This window comes from Hylemonella sp. W303a, from assembly GCF_046452315.1.
Taxonomy (GTDB): Bacteria; Pseudomonadota; Gammaproteobacteria; order Burkholderiales; family Burkholderiaceae_C; genus Hylemonella.
In genome coordinates, this window is record NZ_JBKFDG010000001.1 from 360329 (window position 1) to 384462 (window position 24134).

Here is a 24134-nt window from a genome sequence, read left to right on the forward strand (position 1 = left end):
AGAACGGAATGGCGCGGTGGGGTCTTCCGCCTCAGAACAAGAAATACCGCTGCGCCATGGGCAGGCTCCTGGCCGGCTCGCAGGTCAACAGCACGCCATCGGCGCGCACCTGGTAGGTTTGGGCGTCGATTTCCATCTTGGGCACGTAGCTGTTGTGCACCATGTGGCGCTTGGTCACGCCACGGATGTTCTTGACGGCCGACAGCCGTTTCGCCAAGCCAAAGCGCGTGCCGATGTCCGCAGCCAGGCCGGCTTGCGAGACGAAGGTCAGCGAGGTGCGGGCAATGGCTCCGCCGAAGGCACCGAACATGGGCCGGTAGTGCACGGGCTGGGGTGTGGGGATGCTGGCGTTGGGGTCACCCATGGCCGCGAAGGCGATGAAGCCGCCCTTGAGGATGAGCGCGGGCTTGACGCCAAAGAACGCCGGTTTCCAGATCACCAGATCGGCCCACTTGCCGGGGGCGATGCTGCCCACTTCGTGGCTGATGCCATGGGCGATAGCCGGGTTGATGGTGTACTTGGCGATGTAGCGCTTGACGCGGGTGTTGTCGTTGCGCGCGCCGTCGCCTTCCAGGGCGCCCCGCTGCACCTTCATCTTGTGCGCGGTCTGCCAGGTACGCATGATGACTTCGCCCACGCGGCCCATGGCCTGGCTGTCGCTGCTCATCATGCTGATGGCGCCCAGGTCGTGCAGGATGTCCTCGGCCGCGATGGTTTCCTTGCGGATGCGGCTCTCGGCGAAGGCCAGATCCTCCGCGATGGCCGGGTCCAGGTGGTGGCAGACCATGAGCATGTCCACGTGCTCGTCCAGCGTGTTCACCGTGTAGGGCATGGTGGGGTTGGTCGAGCTGGGCAGGAAATTGGCCTCGCCCACCACCTTCAGGATGTCGGGCGCGTGGCCACCGCCCGCTCCCTCGGTGTGGAAGGCGCAGATGCCGCGGCCTTTCACGGCCGCGATGGTGTTCTCGACGAAGCCCGATTCGTTCAGCGTGTCGGAATGGATGGCCACCTGGGTGTCGGTGGCATCGGCCACGTCCAGGCAGTTGCTGATGGCCGATGGCGTGGTGCCCCAGTCCTCGTGCAGCTTGAGACCGATCACGCCCGCGTTGATTTGCTCGTGCAGCGCGGCGGGCAGGCTGGCGTTGCCCTTGCCCAGGAAGCCCAGGTTCAGCGGGAAGGCGTCGGCCGCCTGCAGCATTCGCTCGATGTTCCAGGGACCGGGCGTGCAGGTGGTGGCAAAGGTGCCCGTGGCCGGGCCCGTGCCACCGCCCAGCATGGTGGTCACGCCCGAGCAGAGCGCTTCCTCGATCTGCTGCGGGCTGATGAAGTGGATGTGGCTGTCGATGCCTCCGGCCGTGACGATGTTGCCCTCGCAGCTGATGATCTCGGTGCCCGGGCCGATGACGATGTCCACGCCGGGCTGGGTGTCCGGGTTGCCCGCCTTGCCGATGGCCACGATGCGCCCGTCCTTGAGGCCGATGTCGGCCTTGACGATGCCCCAGTGGTCGATGATCAGCGCATTGGTCAGCACCGTGTCCACCGCGCCGCCCGCTTCGGGCCCGCTGCCCTGGCCGTCGCGCGTGCGCTGGCTTTGCGCCATGCCGTCGCGGATGGTCTTGCCGCCGCCGAACTTGACTTCCTCGCCGTAGCCGCCCGCGCGCAGGGTGTAGTCCTGCTCGACTTCGACAATCAGCTCGGTGTCGGCCAGGCGCACACGGTCACCCTGGGTGGGGCCGTACATCTCGGCATAGGCGCGTTTGGTGATGAAGGACATGGGGTGATTCCGTTGAGCGTGAGGCTGGCGTGGGGCTTCAGAGTTTTCCTTGCACGAGGCCACGGAAGCCGTGGACCCGGCGATCGCCGCTGTAGTCCACCAGCTCCACCGTGCGTTGCTGGCCTGGCTCGAAGCGCACGGCCGTGCCGCTGGCGATGTTGAGCCGCATGCCGCGTGCGGCGGCGCGGTCGAAGTCCAGCGCGCCGTTGGTCTCGGCGAAGTGGTAATGGGAGCCGACCTGGATCGGCCGCTCTGCGGTGTTCCTCACCACCACGGTCAGCGTGCGCCGCTCGGGGTTGAGCGGGTGCGCGCCGTCGTCGATCAGCAGTTCGCCGGGGATCATGGCCTTACCCCGCGACGAGCAGGGCGCCCGTGAACAGTCCGAAGGCCGCGACGGTGATGCCGATGGCGCGCGCCAGCATCACGTGGCGCTGCTGCAGCCAGCGGCCCAGCAGCAGGCCCACGCCATGCAGCAGGGCCGTGCCCAGCACCATGCCGACCAGAGCCGGTGCGCCCGTCAATTCGTTGCCGTGCGCTGCGCCGTGAAAGAGCGCGAAGACTGCGACCAGGGCGGATGCCGCCGCCGCACCCAAGCGGGCACGCAGCGCAAGCAGCAGTCCGACGGCCAGCAGCGAGGCCGCGATCATCGGTTCAATCGCCGGAAAGTTCAGGCCTGCCTGCGCCAACAAGGCCCCGGCCAAAAGCGTGAACGCGAAGGCCAGCGGAGCGGCCCAGATGCGGCGCACCGAGAGCGCGCTCCAGATGCCGACCGCGAGCATGGCGGCCAAGTGGTCCAGGCCGAAAAAGGGGTGGCTGAGGCCCGACACGAAACCATGGTGCCCGCCGCCGTCTCCACCCACGTGGGCGGACGCGGCCAAGCTGGCGCCGAGAAGCAGGAGAGGAGATAGGCGGTGCAGTTTCATGCGGGACTTCCTTGGTGTCTTGTGCGTTCAGGCGTATGCGTTGGGGGCCCGGCAAAGGCTTGCAGCGGACCGCGCTGGAGAGTCAGGGGATGGGCTGGTGCACCGTCACGAGCTTGGTGCCGTCGGGGAAGGTGGCTTCGACTTGGATATCGGGAATCATTTCGGCCACGCCCTCCATGACTTCGTCGCGTGTGAGCAGGGTGCGGCCCTCGCTCATCAGCTGCGCCACGGTTTTCCCGTCGCGCGCGCCCTCCATCACGGCCGCGCTGAGGTAGGCCACGGCCTCCGGGTAGTTGAGCTTGAGGCCGCGTGCCTTGCGCCGCTCGGCCAGCAAAGCGGCGGTGAAGATCAGCAGCTTGTCTTTTTCACGAGGAGTGAGTTCCATGGTCGTGTGCCTTCTCTTCTAAGAAGCAGTGTATGCAATAGATATGCCATCAGTGGTCCCGTAGTGCCGCGGTGCACGATGGACGATGTGCACCAAATTAAGGCAATCAAAAATTTGATTGCCCTAGAAACATGCAGTTGCAGCCATCGGATGGCGATGCAACTGGGTGGTGTACGCAAGAATTCGATGGAGATGCACCGCAAATGTGCGTCAGGCGCATGTGGCCGCGCCAGGATAGACGATCAGGCCGTAGGTTCGGGCGGGCCCAGGCGGGTCAATGACAGCGCTGCAGCATGGGTGTTGTCTCAGCGCTAGCGCTCGCGGTGGACGAGTTGGCACTCGGGGGTTGCATCCTGGCCTCTGTGGCGATCGGAGGCACAAAGTCAACAGCAGTCACAAAGGCGACGAGCCGATGCAGGTTGAGCTCAGGCACTTGGCTGCCCCAGTTCACGAAGGCGGATCAAGTCCAGTACCTCCAGACCGCCCCTGTTGCAGGACACGAGCCTCTCGCGTTCCAGCTCACGCAGGAGCTCATTGACAGTCTGGCGACTCAGCGACAGTAAGGTGGCTAACCGCTCTTGTGAAACGCGCAGACGCTGGGCTCCGGGTTCGCGCTGGCCATAGCCGTCCAGCAAGGTCACTACGCAACGAATCAGGCGCGTGCGAACCGGCTGCAAACGATCGTCCTCGAGTCGCGTGAACATCACCCTAAGCTTGTGCGTGGCCAGTTGGCCGATGTGTTTCCAGTGCGCTGGATGGTCTACCAGCCAGCTCGTGATGAGCCGCAAAGAAACGTGGACCAGTACGCAGTCTGTGTCCGCCCACGCATCGTGCGTTCTACGACCGCCATCCAGCAGTGCCACTTCGCCGAACCAATTCGGCGGCCCGGCCAAGCCAACGACGGTTTCCTTTCCTTCGTCGCTGATCACAGAGAACCGAATCGCGCCCTCCAAAACACCATAGAGACCGTCGTTGGAGTCATGACGTCTAAAGACCAGCCCTCCGCGCGGCAGGTTGACGGTCCTAGCGCCTGCCGCCAGGGCGCTTTGCATGGACACCGGCAAAGCTCCGAACCAACGGCCCATGAGCAGGATGTTGCGTTGGCTTGTACTCAGCATGTGGGTGATGGCTTGTATGACGTCTTGAGCGAAGCCTTGTGTCGGCCAGCCGACTGTGTGTGAGCGAATGAATTCCTATGATACCGATCATGACTACATCATCTCCAACATCTATGTCGTTAACGGAACCACTTGTCCTAGGGCTAGACGACGCTCGAGTCCATTGGTCTGCTGCTGCGGGCGCTTGCGTTATTCGGGACTCAGACGCTGGGGCGCACCAACGCGCACAACTGGGAGGCTTGCTGCTGGGCGCCTATTCATTCGAGACACCGCAGGACCTGCATGAAGAGTTCTGGGAGATCCATCCAACGGGTGACGAAGTCATCTTCCTGATGAGCGGTGTCGTGGACCTGGAGCTGTTAGAAGCCAATGGCCCTCGGAGAACGAGGTTGTCGGCAGGATGCGGTGTGATCGTGCCTGCGGGCGTGTGGCATCGGTTCCGTCAGGAGCAGCCCGGGAAGATGGTGGCGATGACTCCATGCGAAGGCACTCGCCTGAGCCTTATCCCTGAGTGAAGCCATGGTTCCGAAAAGAGTCGGCCGTGTTTTCTATTCCGCGTTACTGGCATTTGTTGTCTTTGGCCTGTGGGCCTACTGGGCGAACAAGGACCATACCGATCGTCGACTGATAGCTGCTTTGACGCAGGGGGCCTTCAGTCTCTTGTTCTCGCTGGTGGTGATGACGATCACGGAGTTCACCTATGCTGGCTTGCGCGGGCGACGATGGCAAACGCCCGTGTCCATCGCCGCACCTGTGTTTATAAGCGTGATCTGCGGTAGCCTCATCCATCTTTCGGCACATACACCGGAGATACTACGTACGATTGCTGGTCCTGCAGTGGTTGGGCTTATCTACCAGAGCCTTTACGTGAGGAACCTCAGGCGACTTGATGTGGTCCGATGAGCGCCGTTAAAGCGGCGCATCGCCAGGCAAGAGCATTCCAATGCCAGGACTTTAGAGATGAAATCCGTCGTCAAGGTGGTCTACGTTCTACAAGGCATCAATCGAGCGAAGCAGCGGCAGAATAAACGTCGATGCGAACTCCATTTTGACGAAACGAGATATGCGCCAATGGCCACAGGATGCGGCGATCTTCTACTTGCTGCCTGCTTGACATCAATAAGAATGGCTGAACACCAACGCGCATCGCCACCGATGCCCATCAATCAACCGGGGTGGCCGGCGTATTAGGAATGCCCTCGATCGGGCATTCGGGCGTGCCCACGGTGCTGCGCGTGAACGACTCCACCTGCTTGCGCGTGCCTTCGGGGTCGCTGATCCACTGGCCGTAGAAGGTGTAGGGGCAGGCCGCCACGCCGCTGTCGCCCTCGCCCGAGTTGATCTTGCCCGTGTAGCCGCGGTGCAGCAGCTTGAAGAGGTGGTTCTCACTCTGACCGTTCTTGCGGAAGTCGCGGATCAGGCTCTTGGACAGGGCCGCGTACTGCACACCCATTTCCTCCTCGCCGCATTCGCCCAGGGTGCGGCCATCGAAGCCGATCAGGGCGCTGTGGCCGAAGTAGCTGTACACGCCGTCCCAACCCGTGGCGTTGGCCACCGCCACGTAGCTGTTGTTGGCCCAGGCCATGGCCTTGGCCATCAGCACCTGCTGGTCCTTGGCCGGGTACATATAGCCCTGGCAGCGCACGATGAGCTCCGCACCCTTCATCGCGCAGTCGCGCCAGATCTCGGGGTAGTTGCCGTCGTCGCAGATGATGAGGCTGACCTTCAGCCCTTTGGGGCCGTCCGAGACATAGGTGCAGTTGCCTGGGTACCAGCCTTCGATGGGCACCCAGGGCATGATCTTGCGGTACTTCTGCACGATCTCGCCCTGGTCATTCATCAGAATGAGCGTGTTGTAGGGCGCCTTGTTCGGGTGCTCTTCATGCCGCTCGCCGGTGAGCGAGAACACCCCCCACACCTTGGCCTTGCGGCAGGCCTCGGCAAAGATGGCCGTTTCGTCGCCGGGCACGGCGGCGGCGGTCTCGTACATCTCCTTGGCGTCGTACATGATGCCGTGGGTGCTGTACTCCGGAAAGATCACCAAGTCCATGCCGGGCAGGCCCTGCTTCATGCCTACCACCATGTCGGCAATCTTGCGGGCATTGGCCAGCACCTCGGCCTTGGTGTGCAGGCGTGGCATCTTGTAGTTGACCACCGCCACGCCAACGGTGTCGTGGCTGCTGGAAATATCGCCGTGGATCATGGTTGCAAGCTCCTATTCATTCATCTCAATGCCAGCCTGGGGGGGAGCGCTAATGGCTGATCATCCAGGGGCGCTTGCCCGCGAAGGTCTTGGAGCCATCGGGGGCGCGCACCGTCGAACTGCGCTTGGACGACGACCCGGAGCAGCAGCCGCAGCCCGCCGGGTGCCGCAGCCGTCCGTAGTCCCCATCGCGAGACGAACGCGGCGCGTGCGCCGCCCGTTCGTTGGTTTCGTGTGCCGCGCGCGTTTCACTACTCAGGCAGGCCAGGCGTGGCGCGGCCACGAAGACGCGGTGCGCGCTTGCGCCGCAGTCCGGGCACGCGCAAGGTTCGTCGCGCTGCGACAGGCTGCGCAGCGCTTCGAAGCCGCCGCAGTCCGGGCAGGCGTAGTCGTAGGTGGGCATGCGAGGCTCCTCGTGCTGACTGCGGCTTACTTGACGTCGGGCGAGATCGGCATCTGGATGCTGCCGTCGATGAACTTCACCGGGCCGGCCGCCGTGGGGTTGATGTCGAAGTCAAAGATCTCCGTCGGTAGCCAGAGCGTGGCGCAGGCGTTGGGCACGTCCACCACGCCGCTCACATGGCCCTGCACCGGCGCCGTGCCCAGGATGGAATAAGCCTGCGCGCCGCTGTAGCCGAACTTCTTGAGGTATTCGATGGCGTTGAGGCAGGCCTGGCGGTAGGCGATGGTCACGTCCAAGTAGTGCTGCTTGCCTTGCTCGTCGACCGAGATGCCTTCGAAGATCAGGTAGTCCTTGTAGTTGGGCGTGATGGGGCTGGGCTTGAAGATCGGGTTCTTGATGCCGTACTTGGCCACGCCGCCCTTGATGAGGTTGACGCGCATGTGCACCCAGCCCGCCATTTCGATGGCGCCGCAGAAGGTGATTTCACCGTCGCCCTGGCTGAAGTGCAGGTCGCCCACCGAAAGGCCAGCGCCATCCACGTAGACTGGGAAGAAGATGCGCGAGCCGCGCGACAGGTCCTTGATGTCGCAGTTGCCGCCGTGCTCGCGCGGCGGCACGGTGCGCGCGCCTTCGGAGGCGATCTTGCCTTTCACGTCGCCCTGCGCCTTGCCGCAGTGCGCGGTGCCGGCGAAGGGAGGATTCGCCAGACCGGGGACCCGCGAGGGGTCGGTGGCGATGAGTTCGCCCTCGCGCTTGTTCCACTCGTCCAGCATCTTCTTGTCGGGCAGGCAGCCAATGAGGCCGGGGTGGATCAGGCCGGCGTACTCCACCCCGGGCACGTGGCGGCTCTTGGTGAAGAGGCCGTTGATGTCCCAGATGGACTTCTGCGCCAGCGGGAAGTGGTCGGTCAGGAAGCCGCCGCCGTTCTTCTTGCTGAAGAAACCGTTGAAGCCCCAAAGGCTGTCTTGCTTGGCACCGATGTCCAGCAGGTCGACCACCAGCAGGTCGCCCGGCTGCGCGCCTTTGACACCAACCGGGCCTGAGAGGTAGTGCACGGTGGACAGGTCGATGTCGCGCACATCGTCGGCGCTGTCGTTGTTCTTGATGTAGCCGCCGGTCCAGTCGTAGGTTTCCAGCACGAAGTCCTCGCCCGGGTTGACCCAGACCGCGATCGGGATGTCCGGGTGCCAACGGTTGTGCACCATCTCGTTGCTGGGGGCGGGTTTGCTGAGGTCGACTTTGATCAGGGTGTCAGCCATGGTGGTGCTCCTTGTGGCGGTTGAATCGGAAGTGGGTTGGGTGGAGGGATCAGACGGTCGTCAGTGATGCGTGTCAGACGGAGAGGTAGGACTTGATGCGTTGCACGTCGGTCTGAGCGCGCGGCGTTTCGTGCACCAGGCGGCCGCCTTCGATCACGAAGAGGCGGTCGGCCACGTCCATCGCGAAGGACAGCACCTGCTCGGACACGACGATGGTGATTTCGCGCAGCTTGCGGATCTCGTTGAGCGCCTTGGCGATGTCCTTGATGATCGAAGGCTGGATGCCCTCGGTCGGTTCGTCGAGCAGCAGCACCTTGGGGTCGGTCACGAGCGCGCGGGCGATGGCCAACTGCTGCTGCTGACCGCCCGAGAGGTTGCCTCCCTTGCGGCGTCGCATGTCCCAGAGCACGGGGAAGAGCGCGTAAATTTCCTCGGGAATGCGCTTGACCTTGGCGTTTTCCAGACCGGTCTGGATGTTCTCCTCCACCGTCAACGTGGGGAAGATCATGCGGCCCTGGGGCACGTAGGCGATGCCCTTGGCGACGCGGCGGTAGCTTTCGTCCTTCGAGACATCTTGTCCGTTGACTTCGATCTGGCCGGACTTGAGCGGCAGCACGCCCATCAGGCTTTTGAACAGCGTGGTCTTGCCCATGCCGTTGCGGCCCATGATGGCGACCGTCTCGTTCTTGTGGCCCTCGAAGGAAATGCCGTGCAGGGCTTCGCTCTGGCCATAGGCCGTGTACATGTCGGTGACTTTGAGCATGTCTTACTCCTCAATGGCCCAGATAAACGTCGATGACCTTGGGGTCGGCCTGCACCGTTTCCATGGAGCCCTCGGCGAGGATCTTTCCTTGGTGCATGACCGTGACCTTGTGCGCGATCTGCTTGACGAACTCCATGTCGTGCTCGATCACGATCACCGAGCGGTTCTTGCAGATGCGCTTGAGCAGCTCGGCCGTGAGCTCGCGCTCCCGCGCGCTCATGCCCGCGATGGGCTCGTCCAACATCAGCAACTCGGGCTCCTGCATCAGCAGCATGCCGATCTCCAGCCACTGCTTCTGGCCGTGAGAAAGCAGCCCGGCTTCCTTGTCCAGCAGCTCAGCCAAGCCGATGTCCTCGGCGACCACCTGCACCCGGGCCTTCACCTCGTCGGTGCACTTGAAGCCCAGCGCGCCGAACACGGAACGTCCCGACGGGAAGGACACTTCCAAGTTCTGGAACACGCTGAGGTTTTCATAGATCGAGGGCGTCTGGAACTTGCGACCGATGCCTCGGCGCACGCGGATGTGTTCATCCAGGGCGGTGAGTTCCTCGTTCTTGAACTTGATGCTGCCGCCGCTGGCCTTGGTCTTGCCGCAGATCAGGTCCAGCAGCGTGGTCTTGCCCGCGCCGTTGGGTCCGATGATCACGCGCAGCTCGTTCTTGTCGATGTACAGGGTGAGGTTGTCGATGGCCTTGAAGCCGTCGAAGGAAACCGTGAGGTCTTCCACGGCCAGGGCGAAGTCGGTGTTGCTCATGGGGGGGCTCCTGGGGTTCGGCGTCAGGCGCGCTGACCGCTCAAGGTGGTCGTGGCGCCGGGAGAACCGCCCCGGCTCGCAGGCGGCGTGGGCAGGGTCTCGGTGGAAGCGGGGGTACTGGCGTCGCGGCGGACCGCGGCGCGGATGGCCTTGCGCTCGGCCTGCTTGCGCTGCCACCAGGGCACCACCTTCTGAGCCCACAGACCCGCCAGACCTTCCGGGAACGCCATGGTCACGCCGATGAAGAGCGCGGCCATCAGGAACAGCCAGAGGTCGGGGAAGGTCTCGGAGAAATAGGTCTTGCCGAAGTTCACCAGCAGCGTGCCGTAGACCGCGCCGACCAGGCTCATGCGACCCCCCACCGCCGCGTAGATCACCATCTCGATCGAGGGCACGATGCCCACGAAGGAAGGCGACATGAACCCAACTTGCAGCGTGAACAGGGCGCCGCCGATGCCCGACAGCATGGCCGCCAGGCAGAAGACGAAGACCTTGAACATGGCCACGTCGTAGCCTGAAAAGCGCACCCGGTCTTCCTTGTCGCGCATGGCCAGCAGCAGGGTGCCGAGCTTGCTTTTCTGTATCCAGAGGCAAAGCAGGATGGTGCCCAGCAGCAAGAAGGCGCAGAGGTAATACAGCAGGTACTTGGCGCTGTCGGTGCGGATGTCCCAGCCCAGCAAGGTCTTGAGGTCGGTCATGCCGTTGATGCCGCCCGTGTAACCCTGCTGACCCACGATGAGTACGGTCAGGATCAGCGCCACCGCCTGCGTGATGATGGCGAAGTACACGCCGCCGACGCGGCGCTTGAACATGGCGTAGCCGATGACAAAGGCCAGGATCGTGGGCACCAGCACCACCGCGAGCAGCGCGAAGGGCAGGTGCTGGAAGGGCTCCCACCACAGCGGCAAGGCCGTGAGTTGGTTCCAGTCCATGAAGTCGGGAATGCCAGGAGTGGACTGAATCTTCGTGCTGATGGGGTCGCTGGCTTCCAGCTTGAGGAACATGGCCATGGCGTAACCGCCCAGGCCGAAGAACACACCCTGGCCCAGGCTGAGCACGCCGCCGTAGCCCCAGAGCATGACCAGGCCGAGCGCCACGAAGCCGTAGCTCAGGTACTTGCCCACGAGGTTGAGGCGGAAGATATCGAAGGTCAGCGGAAAGACGAGCAGTAGCACCAGGGCCAGGATGAGCACCTTGCCCAGACCCTTGCGGGTGATCCACGCGGTGATTTGGTTCATGAGGGGACTCCGGAAGTGAAAGGCGGGATCAGCGGCGCACCTTGCTGGCGAACAGGCCTTGCGGGCGGATCATCAGGATCACGACGATGAGCGAGAGCGTGAGCACCTTGGCCATGGAGCCGGTGATGAAGAACTCGCCGATGGACTGCGTCTGCGCGATGCCAAAGGCCGAGGCCACGGTGCCCAGCAGGCTGGCCGCGCCGCCGAAGGTCACGACGAGGAAGGAGTCGACGATGTAGAGCGAGCCGCTGGTCGGGCCCGTGGAGCCGATCGTGGTGAAGGCCGCGCCCGCCACGCCAGCGATGCCGCAGCCGATGGCGAAGGTCAGGCGGTCGGTCTTCTTGGTGTTGATGCCGATGGCGTTGGCCATGGTGCGGTTGCTCACCGTGGCGCGCACGCGCAGGCCCCAGCGGCTCTTGTACAGCGCAATCAGCACGCCACCCGTCACCAGTGTGGTGAGCGCGAGCACAAAAAGGCCGTTGATCGGGATGTCCAAGCCCTCATGCGGCGCCCAGGACCCCATCAGCCACTCAGGCAGCGTGGGGCTCACTTCCTTGGGCCCGATGGCCGAGCGGAAGATTTGCTGGACGGCCAGGCTCAGGCCCCAGGTGGCCAGCAAGGTGTCCAGCGGGCGTTTGTAGAGAAAGCGGATCAGTCCCCACTCCACCAGCCAGCCCGCGACGAAGGCCAGCAGGAAGGCCACGATGATGGACAGGGGGAAGTAAAAGGGCAGGAAGTCTGGCGCGAACTTCTCCGTCAGCGTGGAGAACAGGAAGACGGTGTAGGCGCCGATGGTCATGAACTCGCCGTGCGCCATGTTGATCACGCCCATCTGGCCGAAGATGATGGCCAGGCCCAGGCCCATCAGCAGCAGCACCGAGAACAGGCTCAGCCCTGCGAAACCCTGCATGAGGGCGATGTTGAGTACTTCCGAGAATTCCATGTGTCACCTGCCTGTTTGAGCGTGGGCCTGCGCCCGAGTGGGTCACCCGGACGCAAGGCAGAAAAACGGGGTGGCGGCCATTCCCCGTTCCAACCCGGGCCGCCACCCCGACCCCTCGCGGAGTACGGGACCTGCTTACTGGTAACCCTTGGGGAAGGGATCGGGCTCGATCAGCTTGGGCGACTCGGCCACCACCTTGAAGGTGCCGTCCTTGTTGCCAATGGCGATGCGCGACTTGCTCCACAGGTGATGGTTTTCGTGCACCTTGACGTAGCCTTCAGGCGCGGTCTTGAGTTCGATGCCGGGCGAGGCGGCCACGACCTTGTCCACGTCGAAGCTGCCGGCCTTTTCAACCGCGGCCTTCCACAGCCAGGGACCCAGGTAACCGGCTTGGGTGACGTCGCCGATCACGGCGTCCTTGCCGTACTTGGCCTTGAAGGCGGCAACGAATTTCTTGTTGTTTTCGTTGTCCAGCGACTGGAAGTACTTCATCGAGCTGTAGAAGCCCTCGAAGTTTTCGCCGCCCACGCCGGTCATCTCGTCCTCGGTCACCGAGAGGGTCAGCAGGAACTGCTTCGAGCCCGTGATGCCCGCGGCCTTGAGCTGCTTGTAGAAGGCCACGTTGGAGCCACCCACGACGGCGGCAAAGATGCAGTCGGGCTTGGCGACCTTGATCTTGTTGATCAGGGAGTTGAAGTTGGTGTTGCCTAGCGGGTAGTACTCCTCGCCCACCACCTTGCCCAGCTTGCCCACGGATTCGATGTGCTTGCGCGCGATCTTCATCGAGGTGCGCGGCCAGATGTAGTCCGAGCCGACCAGGAAGAATGTCTTGGCCTTCTTCTCCTTGGCACCCCAGTCCAGACCGTAGATGATCTGCTGCGTGGCTTCCTGGCCGGTGTAGATCACGTTCTTGCTCTGTTCCAGGCCTTCGTAGAAGGTGGGGTAGTAGAGCAAGCCGTTTTCCTTCTCGAACACGGGCAGCACGGCTTTGCGCGAGGCGCTGGTCCAGCAACCGAAGACGGCGGCCACGTGGTCGTTGACCAGCAGCTTCTTGGACTTCTCGGCGAAGGTCGGCCAGTCGGATGCGCCGTCTTCCTTGATCACCTTGATCTTGCGACCCAGGATGCCACCCATGGCATTGATTTGGTCGATGGCCAGCTGCTCGGCCTGGATCGAGCCTGTCTCGGAGATGGCCATGGTGCCGGAGGAGGAGTGCAATTGGCCCACGACGACTTCGGTGTCGGTCACGGCCAGCTTGGTCGTGTTGACCGTCGCGGTGGGCGGCGCCGCGGCATGGCCGAGCGCGGGCAGGCCGGCGATGGACAGGGCCCCCAGACCCTGGAGCAATTGACGGCGTTGCAAGCCGGCGGCCTGCGGCGGGGTGGGGACGGACGATTTCTTCATGGGGCACTCCTGCTGAGAATGGTGGGAACCAAGAGCACCGGCCTTCACCTTCAGCCAGGTGCCGCGCGACACGACGTCACCGCTGTCCGAAGATTAGGGAGAGCCTCGTCGCCGTCCCATACGTCAATCAACGTATCGCCGAGGTCAGCCGTCGCGAGAACACTTCTTGCTTGTGCACCCGCGTGGGCATGCCCGTGTCCCCAGAAAGAGGCGCATTCATGAATACCGCCCGGCAGCGCATCTTCCCGATCCGCCGCGACTACAACTCCTGGGTCGCCAACGAGACCCTGGAGGACTACGCGCTGCGCTACACGCCGCGCGGCGCACGCAAATGGAGCGAATGGCGTGTCGCCAACACCGCCTTTGGCGGCATGTCCTTTCTGGCGCTGGAAGCCATCGGCGGCGCCATCGCGCTGAGCTACGGCTTCGGCAATGCGCTATGGGCCATCCTGGTGATGGGTCTGATCACCTTCCTGACCGGTCTGCCCATCTCGGTGTACGCGGCGCGGCACGGCCTGGACATGGACTTGCTCACGCGCGGCGCGGGCTTCGGTTACCTGGGCTCCACCGTCACCTCGCTGATCTACGCCAGCTTCACCTTCATCTTCTTCGCGCTGGAGGCGGCCATCATGGCCCTGGCGCTGGAGATGGCCTTCGGCTGGCCACTCGTGTGGTGCTACGTGTTGTCCTCGCTCGTGATCATTCCCTTGGTGCTCTACGGCATCACTTTCATCTCGCGCTTGCAGACCTGGACGCAGCCGGTGTGGGTCGTGCTGCTGCTTTGGCCTTTTGCCTGGTTCGCATTGGAGCAGCCTCAGCTCTACCGTGATTTCTCCGGTTTGTCGGGCCTCACGTCGGGCAGCAGCGAGTTCGAGCCGCTGATGTTCGGCGCCGCAGCCACCGTCGCGTTCTCCTTGATCGTGCAGGTGGGCGAGCAGGTGGATTACCTGCGCTTCATGCCTGAGCGCACGCAGTCCAATCGCTGGCGCTGGTGGGGCTGCGTGCTGCTGGCCGGACCGGGCTGGATCGTCATCGGCATGCTCAAAATGCTGGCGGGGGCCTTTTTGGCTTTTGTCGCCCTGCAATATGGGGCTTCGCCCAGCCAGGCCGCCGAGCCCACGCAGATGTTCCTGGTGGGTTACATGCGGGCGGTGGACAGCCCGACGCTGGCGCTGTGGCTGATGGTGGTCTTCGTCATCATCTCCCAGGTCAAGATCAACGTCACGAATGCCTACGCGGGCTCTCTGGCCTGGAGCAACTTCTTCGCGCGCATCACGCGCAGTCATCCGGGGCGCGTGGTCTGGCTGGTGTTCAACGTCATCATCGCGATGCTGCTGATGACACTGGGCGTGTTCGGCGCGCTGGAGCATGTGCTGGGCCTCTATGCCAATGTGGCGATTGCCTGGGTCGGCGCCCTGGTGGCCGATCTCGTGATCAACAAGCCGCTGGGTCTCAGCCCGCCCGGCGTGGAGTTTCGCCGCGCCTACCTCTACGACCTCAACCCCGTGGGCCTGGGCGCCATGCTGCTGGCGGCTGCCGTGGCTTGCGTGGCCTACGCGGGACTGCTGGGCGTCTGGGCGGAGGCTTTCGCGCCCTTCATCGCGCTCTTCACCGCGATGCTCACCGCGCCGCTGCTGGCCTGGGCCACTCGGGGACGCTATTACCTCGCGCGCACCGATCCCTCGCCGTGGAAGCAGGGCGAGCCGGTGAGATGCAGCGTTTGCGACAACCACTTTGAGAGCGCTGACATGGCGCATTGTCCGGCCTACGGTTCACCCATCTGCTCCTTGTGCTGCTCACTGGAATCGCGTTGTCATGACCGTTGCAAGACCGAGGCACGTGCCGCCGACCAGGTGCGCCGCGCGCTGGCCTGGGTGTTGCCAGCGGGTTTGAACAACCGCTTCAATTTCCGTGTTGCGCAGTACTTCGCCGTGTTCCTGGGGCTGTCGGCGCTGATGGCCTTCTTGCTGGGGGTGGTCTATGTGCAGGAAAGCCTGCAGGGCGCGGCGCATGCCGAGGCCCTGCGCCTGCCCTTCATCAAGGCCTTCTCGCTGATGGCGGTGCTGGCCGCTGTATGCGCCTGGTGGGTGGTGCTGGCCACCGAGAGCCGCCGCATGGCGCACGATGAGTCCGAGCGGCAGACCCAGTTGCTGCAGAAGGAAATCGACGCCCACCAGCGCACCGACGAGGCGCTGCAGAGCGCCAAGGAAGCCGCCGAATCCGCCAGCCAGGCCAAGACCCGCTACGTCGCTGGCATGACGCACGAGCTGCGCACGCCGCTCAACAGCATCTTGGGTTACGCGCAGATCCTGCTGCGCGGCAACGCGCTCAAGGGCGGCGCGCGCGAGGCCGTCACCACCATCCAGCAAAGCGGCCAACACATGCATGCGCTGATCGACGGGCTGTTGGATTTGGCGCGCATCGAGGCAGGCCGCCTGCGGTTGGACCCGGCGCCCTTGCCGTTCCAGGAATTCCTCTCCGAGTTGGCGCGCATGGTTCAGCCCCAGGCCGAAGGCAAGGGCTTGGCCTTCCAGCTCGAAACGCTGGGCCGCGTGCCAGCGTGGGTGCGCGCCGACGCCAAGCGGCTGCGTCAGATCCTCATCAATCTGCTGGCCAACGCCGTGCGCTTCACGGACCGAGGGCGCATCGTGTTCCGCGTCGACTGCCGGCATGAGGTGCTGCGCTTCGACATCGAGGACACAGGCATCGGCATCGCGCCGCAGGACCAGGAGCGCATCTTCATGCCCTTCGAGCGCGGCAGCGCGGGGCGACGTTCCAGCGAGGCCGGCACGGGCCTGGGCTTGGCCATCACCCATCTGCTGACCGAGCTGATGGGCGGCGAGTTGATCCTGCAGAGCGAGGTCGGTCGCGGCAGTACCTTCAGCGTGCGCCTCTACCTGCGCGAGATCGAGCCGCCCGCCCGCCCGGTCGCCCATGCCTTGCGGCCCATCGCTGGGTACCTGGACCCACGCCGCACCTTGCTGGTGGTGGACGACCAACCCGTGCAGCGCCAGTTGTTGGCCAGCCTGCTGCTGCCCCTGGGCTTCGTGGTGCGAGAGGCCGCCAGCGGAAGGGAGGCACTGGAGATCGTGCAGCAGCGCTTGCCCGACGCGGTTCTGCTCGACATCAACATGGACGATCTCAACGGTTGGCAGACCGCGCAGCTGATGGTCGGCGTCGCGCCCGGCTTGCCCATCGTCTTGGTCTCGGCCGATCCCTTTGAGAACCGGCCCGAACTGCTGGCCGCGGTGGGAGCGCGCGGTTTCGTGAACAAGCCGGTGATCGAGTCGGAGTTGCTGGACCTGCTGGCGCGTGTGCTGCAACTCGAGTGGGTGCATGAGGCACCGCGTGTTGAGGCACAGGCGAGCGCCAGTCCGGCGATGGCCAGTGCCTTGCCCTTGCCGCAAGACTTGCGCGAGCGCCTGATCGCTCTGGCTCGCCAAGGCAACGCCAGTGGCCTGCGCAGCTTGCTGCGCGGGCGTGCCGAGCAAGTGCCGGCCTTGGCCGAGACGCTGCAGGTTCTGGTGGCCTACGTGGACCGGTTTGACTTTCCTGCCCTGATCGCTCGTCTGAGAGAAACCGAAGATGCTTCCCCCGCCTGAATCCGCCGCCGCTGCCTCGCCGGTTTCCCACGTGGTGCTGGTGGTGGACGACGCGCCCGAAACCCTGCGCATGCTGTGCGACGCCCTGGCGCTCGAGGGCTACACCGTGCTGGTCGCGCGTGACGCGACCGAGGCGCTGGAGCGCTTCGAGATGGGCGTGCCCGACGCGGTGCTATTGGACGCGTTGATGCCGGGCGAGGATGGTTTCTCGCTGTGCCGTCGACTCAAGGGCGAACCTTCGTGGGCCCATGTGCCCGTGATCTTCATGACCGGCCTGGCCGAGACCGAGCAGATCCTTCAAGGGTTCGCCAGCGGTGGCGTGGACTACGTGGTCAAGCCGCTGCGCATTCCCGAGGTGCTTGCGCGCCTGGCCACGCACCTGCGCAACGCCCACGTGAGCCGGCTCGCGAGGGAGGCCGTGGACGTGGCGGGCCTGGGCGTGTTGCTGCTCGACAGTCAGGGGCGCATCGCCTGGCGCTCGCCGCAAGCCACGCGTTGGCTGCAGCAGATCCCGGCGCTGGCCGAAGGGGAGGGCGCCTTGCGCCGATGGCTGCTGCAACTGCTGGACCAGGGCGAGGCCTTGGTGACCTTGTTCGACGGCAGTCCCTTGCAGGCGCGCCACCTGGGCCCGGGCGGGCCGGGCGAACGCATGGTGCTGCTGCGGCAGCTTCAGTCCTCCGCCTCGGCCTCCGTTACGGATGCGGCGGCGCGCGATCCGTCCCAGCGGCGCCTCAGTGGCGCGGCGCTCACCCCACGCGAAACCGAGGTGCTGTCCTGGCTGGCCAAAGGCAAGACGAATCGCGACATTGGCGACATCCTGGGCATGAGCCCGCGCACGGTCAACAAGCACCTGGAGCACATCTTCGAGAAACTCGGCGTGGAGACCCGCACGGCCGCCGCCGCCATTGCCAGTAGCCTTCTGTTGGAAGACTGAGCGCGAAAGCCAAAAAAGTTCTGCTACAATGCGCAGCTTCGCGGCTGTAGCTCAGTTGGATAGAGTACTTGGCTACGAACCAAGGGGTCGTGGGTTCGAATCCTGCCAGCCGCACCAAAAAAGAAAAGCCCGCAACCGCAAGGTTGCGGGCTTTTTCCTTTTGCCCCTTCGCCCGATTCTTGTTCGCCATGAGCAAAGCCTTCACCCGCGAAACCGACGCCGATGACGACGAGGACATCGGTCTGCCCGCGCTGCCCGCCGGCGGCAAGAACTACATCACGCCCGCCGGTTACGCAAGGCTGCGCGCCGAGCTGATGCAACTGATCGATGAGGAGCGGCCCAAGGTGGTGGAGGTGGTGCATTGGGCCGCTAGCAATGGGGACCGTTCCGAGAACGGGGACTACCTCTACGGCAAGAAACGCCTGCGCGAGATCGACCGCCGCATCCGCTTCCTGACCAAGCGACTGGAAATCGCCGAAGTGGCGGACCCGAGCGTGCACCATGGCAGCGAGCAGGTGTTCTTTGGCGCGACGGTCACCTACGCCGACGGCGCGGGAGTGGAGCGCACCATCACCATCCTGGGCATCGACGAAGCGGACAATCTGAGGGGCCAGGTGAGCTGGATTTCACCCGTGGCGCGAACCCTGCTCAAGTCGCGGGTCGGCGATGTGCTGAAGCTGGTGACGCCAGCGGGCGTTGAGGAGATCGAGGTGCTGGAGGTGAGCTACCCCAAGCCAGTGGCTTGATCGACAGGTGGCTCGCTCGCAGGCCATTGGGCGTGGGGACCGCTCCTCATACGATTTGCTGCGCAAATCCAAATCGTCGGGTTCCCCAAGCCCAAGGGCCTGCGGGTCATGTGGATCGGTCGGTATTGAAACCCGATCAGCTGGAAACCGCCCGGCGCGCGCGCAGCACGGCCGGGGTGCGCTTGAGCGCGCGCAGCGCCGCGGCGAGATGCACGCGGTCCCGCACAGCGATGACGAAGCGCAGGTCGGTTACTTCCTGTGGGCCTTCCTGGCCCATGTCGATGTGCACGATGTCGGCTTCCGCGCCAGCCAGGGCCGAGGCCACGCGCGCCAGCACGCCCTTGCCGTTGTTGAGCGTGACGATGATGGCGGTCTGGAAGGCGCGCGTTGGCTCGTCCGACCATTCCACGCCGATGAAGCGGTCACTGTCCTTGTTCAGCAGCTTGCGGGCCGTGGCGCAGTCGGCCGTGTGCACCACCAGGCCTTCGCCTCGGCCCAGGTAACCCACGATGGCGTCGCCAGGAATCGGGCGGCAGCAGGGGGCATAGCGCACCGACGCGCTTTCGCTGCCGTCCACGGTGATCGGCGCCTGACGTTCTTGGCGGCGCAGTAGCTGCTCTTGGCTCACGCGAATGGCATCCGGGCGTGCCTTGCCGCTCAATGCCCTTTCCGTTTCCTCGGCGATCAACGCGGCCAGGCGCTTGGCCACGATGTCTGCCACGCGTTTGCCCAGACCAATGTCCTCCAACAGTTCAGCGCGGCTGCGGTTGCCCGTGAAGTGCAGCAACTTGCTCCACAGCGCGGTGCTGCCGACTTCGTCGTCCGTGGGGAAGCGCTCCACACCCTCGCCGCGCAGGGCTTGCAGCAGGAGTTTCTCGCCCAGCTTTTCGCTGTCGGCTTGTGCCAGGGTTTTGAGGTGGTGACGGATCTTGCTGCGCGCCCGGCCCGTGCGCACGAAGCTCAGCCAGGCCGGATTGGGCGCGGGGACCGTGGACGTGACGATCTCCACCGCGTCTCCGCTTTGCAATTCGGTGCGCAGCGGCACTTGTTCGCCATTGATGCGCGCTGCCACGGCGCGGTCACCCACGTCGCTGTGGATGGCATAGGCGAAATCGACCACCGTGGCGCCGCGCGGCAGCGAGATGATCTTGCTCTTTGGGGTGAAGACGTAAACCGATTCAGGAAAGAGGTCCACCTTGACGTGGTCCAGGAACTCTGCGGCGTCGCGCGTTTCGTTCTGAATGTCCAGCAAGGACTGCAGCCACTGCGCGCCCAGGCGCGCGGCGATGGGGCTGTCGGGTTCATTGGCTTTGTAGAGCCAGTGGGCAGCCACCCCTGACTCGGCCACCACATGCATCGCTTGGGTGCGGATCTGGAACTCGACGTTCACGGCCGAAGGGCCCACCAGCATGGTGTGCAGGGATTGGTAGCCGTTGGCCTTGGGGATGGCGATCAGGTCTTTGAACTTTCCGGGCACCGGTTTGTAGAGCTGGTGCAGCACCCCCAGGGCGGTGTAGCAATCGGCCAAGTTGGGCACGATGACCCGAAACCCATACATGTCCGAAATCTGCGCGAAGCTCAGGTGCTTCTCATCCATCTTCTTGTAGATGGAGTAGAGGGTCTTCTCCCGGCCAGCCAAGCGCACCGGGATATGGGCGGCTTCAAAAGCCGCCTCGACTTCCTTCTGTACCTTGCCAATCAAGTCCCGGCGGCGGCTGCGCGCGCGCTCCAGCGCCTTGGACAAAACCGCATGGCGCCAGGGACGCAAATGGCTGAAGGAGAGTTCTTGCAACTCGCGGTAAGTCTGGTTGAGACCGAGCCGGTAAGCGATGGGCGCGTAGATCTCCAAAGTCTCCGAGGAAATGCGAGCCCATTTGCTGCGTGGCACATCGGACAGTGTGCGCATGTTGTGGCTGCGGTCGGCCAGTTTGATCAGGATGACGCGCACGTCCCGCGCCATGGCCAGCAGCATCTTGCGAAAACTCTCAGCCTGGTTTTCTTCTCGGGTACTGAACTGGAGCTTGTCCAGCTTGGTCAAGCCATCCACCAGCTCGGCCACGGGCGCGCCAAAGCGTTCGATCAGCTCGGGCTTGGTCACGCCGCAGTCCTCGATGGCGTCGTGCAGCAACGCAGCCATCAGGGCTTGCGCGTCCAGTTTCCATTCCGCGCAGAGCGCGGCGACGGCGATCGGGTGGGTGATGTAAGGTTCGCCGCTGTTGCGCAGCTGACCCAGGTGGGCTTCGTCCGCGAAGCGGTACGCCTGCCGCACTTGTTCCAGGTCGGCGGGAGAAAGGTAATCCAGCTTTATGGTGAGGTTGGCGAAACTCGCCGCCGCCGCGTTGGCCGCTGCCACCGCGTTGACCTTATGAGCCGCCGCCGCTTCCGCGGCCGTGGCCGGCACGCCCGTCGGCAAACCGCCCAGGCCCGCGGCGTTAGCCGGGGCCGAGGGCGCGACGGTGGTGGGGGGCATGAAGTGACTCACGGCCGAATGGTAGCGGGCAATAAAAAAGCACCGCGTGGGCGGTGCTTTATTTGTCGGTTTTTTGACGTTTTTCTGAAGACCGGGCCTGAGCGACTCAGGTCGGGACTTTCTTGAGCATTTCCAGGCCGACCTTGCCTTCGGCGATTTCGCGCAGGGCGGTCACGCCCGGCTTGTTCTTGCTCTCGATCTTGGGCGCATGGCCCTGGCTCAGCATGCGGGCGCGATAGGTCGCGGCCAGCACCAGCTGGAAGCGGTTGGGGATCTGCTGCAGGCAGTCTTCGACGGTGATGCGGGCCATGGTTCTGCTCCAGGGGCCGGGCAGCAAAGGCGTTTGCTGGGATCCGGCAGGTGATACAGGGAAACGGTCAGGGTAGACGCAGTGCCTCGAAGGTCTCGGGCCGGGCCCGGCGCTGGGCCGGATACCGGAGCCGCTGGGCTTGCACGACGAGTCGCAAGTCAGCCAAGGCGCGCTCAAACTGGTCATTGATTATAACGAAATCAAAGTGCGGGGCCTGGGCCATCTCGGTCGCGGCGTTCTTCAGGCGCAGGGCGATCACCTCCTCGCTGTCTTCGCCGCGCTTGATCAGCCGGGCCTGCAGTTCCTCCCAGCTGGGTGGAAGAATGAACAGGGTGGCCGCGGCGGGAAACAGTTTCTTGATCTGCATCGCACCCTGGTAGTCGATTTCCAGCACGATGTCCGTGCCGGCCAGGATGCGGTCCGCGATGGACTGGCGAGAGGTGCCATAACGGTGGTTGTGCACGTTCGCCCACTCGACGAAGGCGTCGGCGGCCACCATGGCGTCGAAAGCCGCCGGGGAAATGAAGTAGTACTCGCGCCCGTGCTGCTCCTGCCCGCGCGGCGCCCGCGTGGTGTGGGAGATCGAGAGCTGCAGGCGCGCGTCCTGCGCGAGCAGCGCGTTGACCAGGCTGGACTTGCCCGCTCCGCTAGGGGCGGCGATGACAAAGAGGTTGCCGGGGTATTCCATGGCGGGATTCTAGAGGTCTGGTGCTGGCCCGATGCCTGGTGTCATTCGAGGTTCTGAACTTGTTCCCGCATCTGCTCGATCAGCACCTTCATGTCCACCGAGATGCGCGTGAGTTCCAGCGTTGCCGACTTGGAGCCCAAGGTGTTGGCTTCACGGTGCAGTTCCTGGATCAGAAAGTCCAGCCGCTTGCCCACATCGCCCCCCTTTTTCAGCATCCTCTCGATCTCGTCCAAATGAGCGCCCAGGCGCGTCAGCTCTTCAGCCACGTCAATGCGGATGGCGTAGGCCGTGGCCTCGGTCAGCGCCCGATCCTGCGCGGCTTCGGGGGTGGCACTGCCTTCGGACAGGTTCATCGCCTCCTTCCAGCGCTCCAGGAAGCGTTGACGCTGTTGCTCCACCAACTGGGGAACCAGAGGGCCAGCCTGGGACGTGAGCTGGCGCAGCTGAGCGATGTGCCCCAACAGCATGGTGGCCAGTCGCGCGCCCTCGCGCTCGCGGGCTTGCAGCAAGGACTCCAGGGCTTGGGTGGTGAGCTGCTGGGCCAGCGTGCCCCAATCTTGCGGCAGGGCGCGGCGCTCGCTCTCATGCTGCTGCGCCGCCAGACGCAGCACGTCGGCCACACTGAGTTCGCGCGCGGTCGGCAACCAAGTCCGAACGCTCTCTTGAAGCGAACCGAGGCGCTGCAACAGTCGCGGGCTCGGATCGCCCAGCCCCTCGCCGTCGCCGGTCTCGATGAAGGCGCGCAGTTCCACCTTGCCGCGTTTGAGCTTGCCCTGCACCAGCTCGCGCAAGGCGGGTTCGGTGGCGCGCAGTTCTTCGGGCAAGCGCAGTGTCAAGTCAAGGAAGCGTCCGTTGACCGAGCGGATTTCGATGCCCAGACGCGCGCCGAAGTTGGAAGAGGCCGCGCTGGTCGCGGGCCCGGAAGAGAAAGCCGAATGGTCCGCGGAGTTAGGTTGTGGCGTGCCCGCAGCGGGCTCCTTGCGCGCTTCGTGCTGAGCGCTGGCGTAGCCGGTCATGCTGTAAACTGACATGGCTCTCCTCTCTGGTCATGCGTGGCGCCGCCGTCAGGCGGTGCGATGGATACGGGTGCGGCCATCCCTGCGAAGCATTGCGGCAGCGTCGCGACCAGCACCGGAAAAGCGGCGAGCATAACCGCATCGCCTTCCTTCCATCTCCTCCACGTCACGTTCACGATGGCCAAGGTCAAGCCCGCTCCCCTGTCGCCTGAGACTGTCGTTGGCGGTGGCTATCGCATCGTGCGCAAGCTCGCGGCTGGGGGCTTCGGCGTGGTTTACCAAGCCACCGACGCCGCGGGCCAGCCCGTGGCCATCAAAGAGTATCTGCCCGCTTCGCTCGTGACGCGTAGCGCGGGTGAGCTACTGCCCCACGTGTCGCCTGAACGCCTGTCGCTCTACCGCTTGGGGCTCAAAAGCTTCTTTGAGGAAGGGCGCGCGCTGGCGCAGATTTCTCACCCCTCCGTGGTGAGCGTGCTCAACTTCTTTCGCGACAACGACACGGTCTACCTGGTGATGAATTACCTGGAAGGCGCCTCCCTGCAGGAGTTCATCATCACCGCGCGCGAACAAAAGCAGCAGAAGGTGTTCCGCGAATCGACCATCCGTTCGCTCTTCGACGAAGTGCTGCGCGGCCTGCGCATCGTCCACCAGCACAAGATGCTGCATCTGGACATCAAACCCGCCAACGTTTTCGTCACCGACGACAACCGCGCGGTCCTCATCGATTTCGGCGCGGCGCGCGAAGTGCTGGCCAAGGAAAGCAATTTCGTGCGGCCGATGTACACGCCGGGCTTCGCCGCGCCCGAGATGTACCGACGCGATGCAGCGCTGGGGCCCTGGACCGACATCTACGCCATTGGCGCCTGCATCTACGCTTGCATGCTCGGATATCCCCCGCATGAGGCACCGCAGCGCTTGGACAAGGATCGCCTGACCACCAGCTTGGCGCGCTTGCGCGGCGTTTACTCCGACAACCTGATTGACGTGGTGGCCTGGTGCATGGCCTTGGACCCGCTGTCGCGCCCGCAATCGGTCTTTGCCTTGCAAAAAGAGCTGAGCCGCGAGAGCGAGTTGCGCTACACGCGCCTGACGCCCCGCGAAAAAATGCGCATGCGCTTCGACACCTGGGTGTCTCAGTTGCGCAAGGCATGGCGCGGGCTGGCTGGCCTTCCCGCGGTCAAGACCCGCTGAATCAATTCTC

22 protein-coding genes and 1 tRNA gene are annotated in these 24134 nt (G+C 64.2%); 6 read left to right on the forward strand and 17 right to left on the reverse strand.

The annotated features are described in order from the left end of the window. Positions 1 to 31: 31 nt before the first annotated feature. The 5 genes from ureC to ACLBKS_RS01695 form a co-directional block, all read right to left on the reverse strand. Complete coding sequence (ureC, locus tag ACLBKS_RS01675; protein ID WP_410191053.1) at positions 32 to 1774, reverse strand: urease subunit alpha; 1743 nt, start codon at positions 1772 to 1774, stop codon at positions 32 to 34. A gap of 37 nt (positions 1775 to 1811) precedes the next feature. Further along, positions 1812 to 2117, reverse strand: a complete 306-nt coding sequence (locus tag ACLBKS_RS01680; protein WP_410191054.1) for an urease subunit beta — start codon at positions 2115 to 2117, stop codon at positions 1812 to 1814. Between the two features lie 4 nt (positions 2118 to 2121). After that, positions 2122 to 2697, reverse strand: coding sequence for a HupE/UreJ family protein (locus ACLBKS_RS01685; protein WP_410191055.1), 576 nt, complete (start codon positions 2695 to 2697; stop codon positions 2122 to 2124). Positions 2698 to 2779: 82 nt separating this feature from the next. Beyond that, complete coding sequence (gene ureA, locus ACLBKS_RS01690; protein ID WP_410191056.1) at positions 2780 to 3082, reverse strand: urease subunit gamma; 303 nt, start codon at positions 3080 to 3082, stop codon at positions 2780 to 2782. A 425-nt stretch (positions 3083 to 3507) separates the two neighbouring features. Next, the gene (locus ACLBKS_RS01695) at positions 3508 to 4200 is read right to left on the reverse strand and encodes a Crp/Fnr family transcriptional regulator (protein ID WP_410191057.1); all 693 of its coding nucleotides are present in this window, start codon (positions 4198 to 4200) and stop codon (positions 3508 to 3510) included. 239 nt (positions 4201 to 4439) lie between these two features. On the opposite strand from ACLBKS_RS01695, the gene ACLBKS_RS01700 reads away from it, so the two are divergent. Then, complete coding sequence (locus ACLBKS_RS01700; RefSeq protein ID WP_410191058.1) at positions 4440 to 4715, forward strand: cupin domain-containing protein; 276 nt, start codon at positions 4440 to 4442, stop codon at positions 4713 to 4715. Between the two features lie 647 nt (positions 4716 to 5362). Here the strand turns inward: ACLBKS_RS01700 and ACLBKS_RS01705 are convergent. The 8 genes from ACLBKS_RS01705 to urtA form a co-directional block, all read right to left on the reverse strand. Further along, positions 5363 to 6403 carry an aliphatic amidase gene (locus ACLBKS_RS01705; protein WP_410191059.1) on the reverse strand — a complete coding sequence of 347 codons (1041 nt, stop codon included), beginning with the start codon at positions 6401 to 6403 and terminating at the stop codon, positions 5363 to 5365. 49 nt (positions 6404 to 6452) lie between these two features. Beyond that, positions 6453 to 6806, reverse strand: a complete 354-nt coding sequence (locus ACLBKS_RS01710; protein WP_410191060.1) for a zinc ribbon domain-containing protein — start codon at positions 6804 to 6806, stop codon at positions 6453 to 6455. 26 nt (positions 6807 to 6832) lie between these two features. After that, positions 6833 to 8065: a formamidase gene (gene fmdA / locus ACLBKS_RS01715; protein ID WP_410191061.1), complete on the reverse strand. Its 1233-nt coding sequence runs from the start codon at positions 8063 to 8065 to the stop codon at positions 6833 to 6835. A gap of 73 nt (positions 8066 to 8138) precedes the next feature. Next, positions 8139 to 8828, reverse strand: coding sequence for an urea ABC transporter ATP-binding subunit UrtE (urtE, locus tag ACLBKS_RS01720; RefSeq protein ID WP_410191062.1), 690 nt, complete (start codon positions 8826 to 8828; stop codon positions 8139 to 8141). 10 nt (positions 8829 to 8838) lie between these two features. Further along, complete coding sequence (gene urtD, locus ACLBKS_RS01725) at positions 8839 to 9582, reverse strand: urea ABC transporter ATP-binding protein UrtD (protein ID WP_410191063.1); 744 nt, start codon at positions 9580 to 9582, stop codon at positions 8839 to 8841. Between the two features lie 23 nt (positions 9583 to 9605). Beyond that, positions 9606 to 10820, reverse strand: a complete 1215-nt coding sequence (gene urtC / locus ACLBKS_RS01730) for an urea ABC transporter permease subunit UrtC (RefSeq protein WP_410191064.1) — start codon at positions 10818 to 10820, stop codon at positions 9606 to 9608. A gap of 28 nt (positions 10821 to 10848) precedes the next feature. After that, complete coding sequence (urtB, locus tag ACLBKS_RS01735) at positions 10849 to 11763, reverse strand: urea ABC transporter permease subunit UrtB (protein WP_410191065.1); 915 nt, start codon at positions 11761 to 11763, stop codon at positions 10849 to 10851. Positions 11764 to 11898: 135 nt separating this feature from the next. Further along, positions 11899 to 13167 (reverse strand): urea ABC transporter substrate-binding protein, encoded by a 1269-nt coding sequence (gene urtA, locus ACLBKS_RS01740; protein ID WP_410191066.1) that lies wholly within the window; start codon positions 13165 to 13167, stop codon positions 11899 to 11901. 218 nt (positions 13168 to 13385) lie between these two features. Between urtA and ACLBKS_RS01745 the strand changes: the two genes are divergently transcribed. The 4 genes from ACLBKS_RS01745 to greB all read left to right on the forward strand — a co-directional run bounded on the left by ACLBKS_RS01745 (position 13386) and on the right by greB (position 18449). Then, positions 13386 to 16769, forward strand: coding sequence for an ATP-binding protein (locus ACLBKS_RS01745; RefSeq protein ID WP_410191067.1), 3384 nt, complete (start codon positions 13386 to 13388; stop codon positions 16767 to 16769). Next, positions 16753 to 17703, forward strand: a complete 951-nt coding sequence (locus tag ACLBKS_RS01750) for a response regulator (RefSeq protein ID WP_410191068.1) — start codon at positions 16753 to 16755, stop codon at positions 17701 to 17703. The genes ACLBKS_RS01745 and ACLBKS_RS01750 overlap by 17 nt, the downstream gene beginning before the upstream one ends. Positions 17704 to 17743: 40 nt before the next feature. Beyond that, positions 17744 to 17820 (forward strand) — tRNA-Arg (locus tag ACLBKS_RS01755). 71 nt (positions 17821 to 17891) lie between these two features. Further along, the gene (gene greB, locus ACLBKS_RS01760) at positions 17892 to 18449 is read left to right on the forward strand and encodes a transcription elongation factor GreB (RefSeq protein WP_410191069.1); all 558 of its coding nucleotides are present in this window, start codon (positions 17892 to 17894) and stop codon (positions 18447 to 18449) included. A gap of 136 nt (positions 18450 to 18585) precedes the next feature. On the opposite strand, the gene ACLBKS_RS01765 is transcribed toward greB, so the two are convergent. From ACLBKS_RS01765 to ACLBKS_RS01780, 4 genes are all read right to left on the reverse strand, one after another. Next, the gene (locus ACLBKS_RS01765; protein ID WP_410191070.1) at positions 18586 to 20919 is read right to left on the reverse strand and encodes a RelA/SpoT family protein; all 2334 of its coding nucleotides are present in this window, start codon (positions 20917 to 20919) and stop codon (positions 18586 to 18588) included. Positions 20920 to 21025: 106 nt separating this feature from the next. Further along, entirely contained in the window at positions 21026 to 21229 is a 204-nt protein-coding gene (gene rpoZ, locus ACLBKS_RS01770) for a DNA-directed RNA polymerase subunit omega (RefSeq protein WP_006297469.1), read from the reverse strand. Positions 21230 to 21296: 67 nt separating this feature from the next. Then, entirely contained in the window at positions 21297 to 21917 is a 621-nt protein-coding gene (gene gmk, locus ACLBKS_RS01775; protein ID WP_410191071.1) for a guanylate kinase, read from the reverse strand. A 41-nt stretch (positions 21918 to 21958) separates the two neighbouring features. Beyond that, positions 21959 to 22948 carry a YicC/YloC family endoribonuclease gene (locus tag ACLBKS_RS01780; protein ID WP_410191072.1) on the reverse strand — a complete coding sequence of 330 codons (990 nt, stop codon included), beginning with the start codon at positions 22946 to 22948 and terminating at the stop codon, positions 21959 to 21961. 162 nt (positions 22949 to 23110) lie between these two features. Here ACLBKS_RS01780 and ACLBKS_RS01785 point away from each other — a divergent pair, with 162 nt between their 5' ends. Continuing rightward, positions 23111 to 24124 carry a serine/threonine protein kinase gene (locus tag ACLBKS_RS01785; protein ID WP_410191073.1) on the forward strand — a complete coding sequence of 338 codons (1014 nt, stop codon included), beginning with the start codon at positions 23111 to 23113 and terminating at the stop codon, positions 24122 to 24124. The last annotated feature ends 10 nt before the right edge of the window (positions 24125 to 24134 follow it).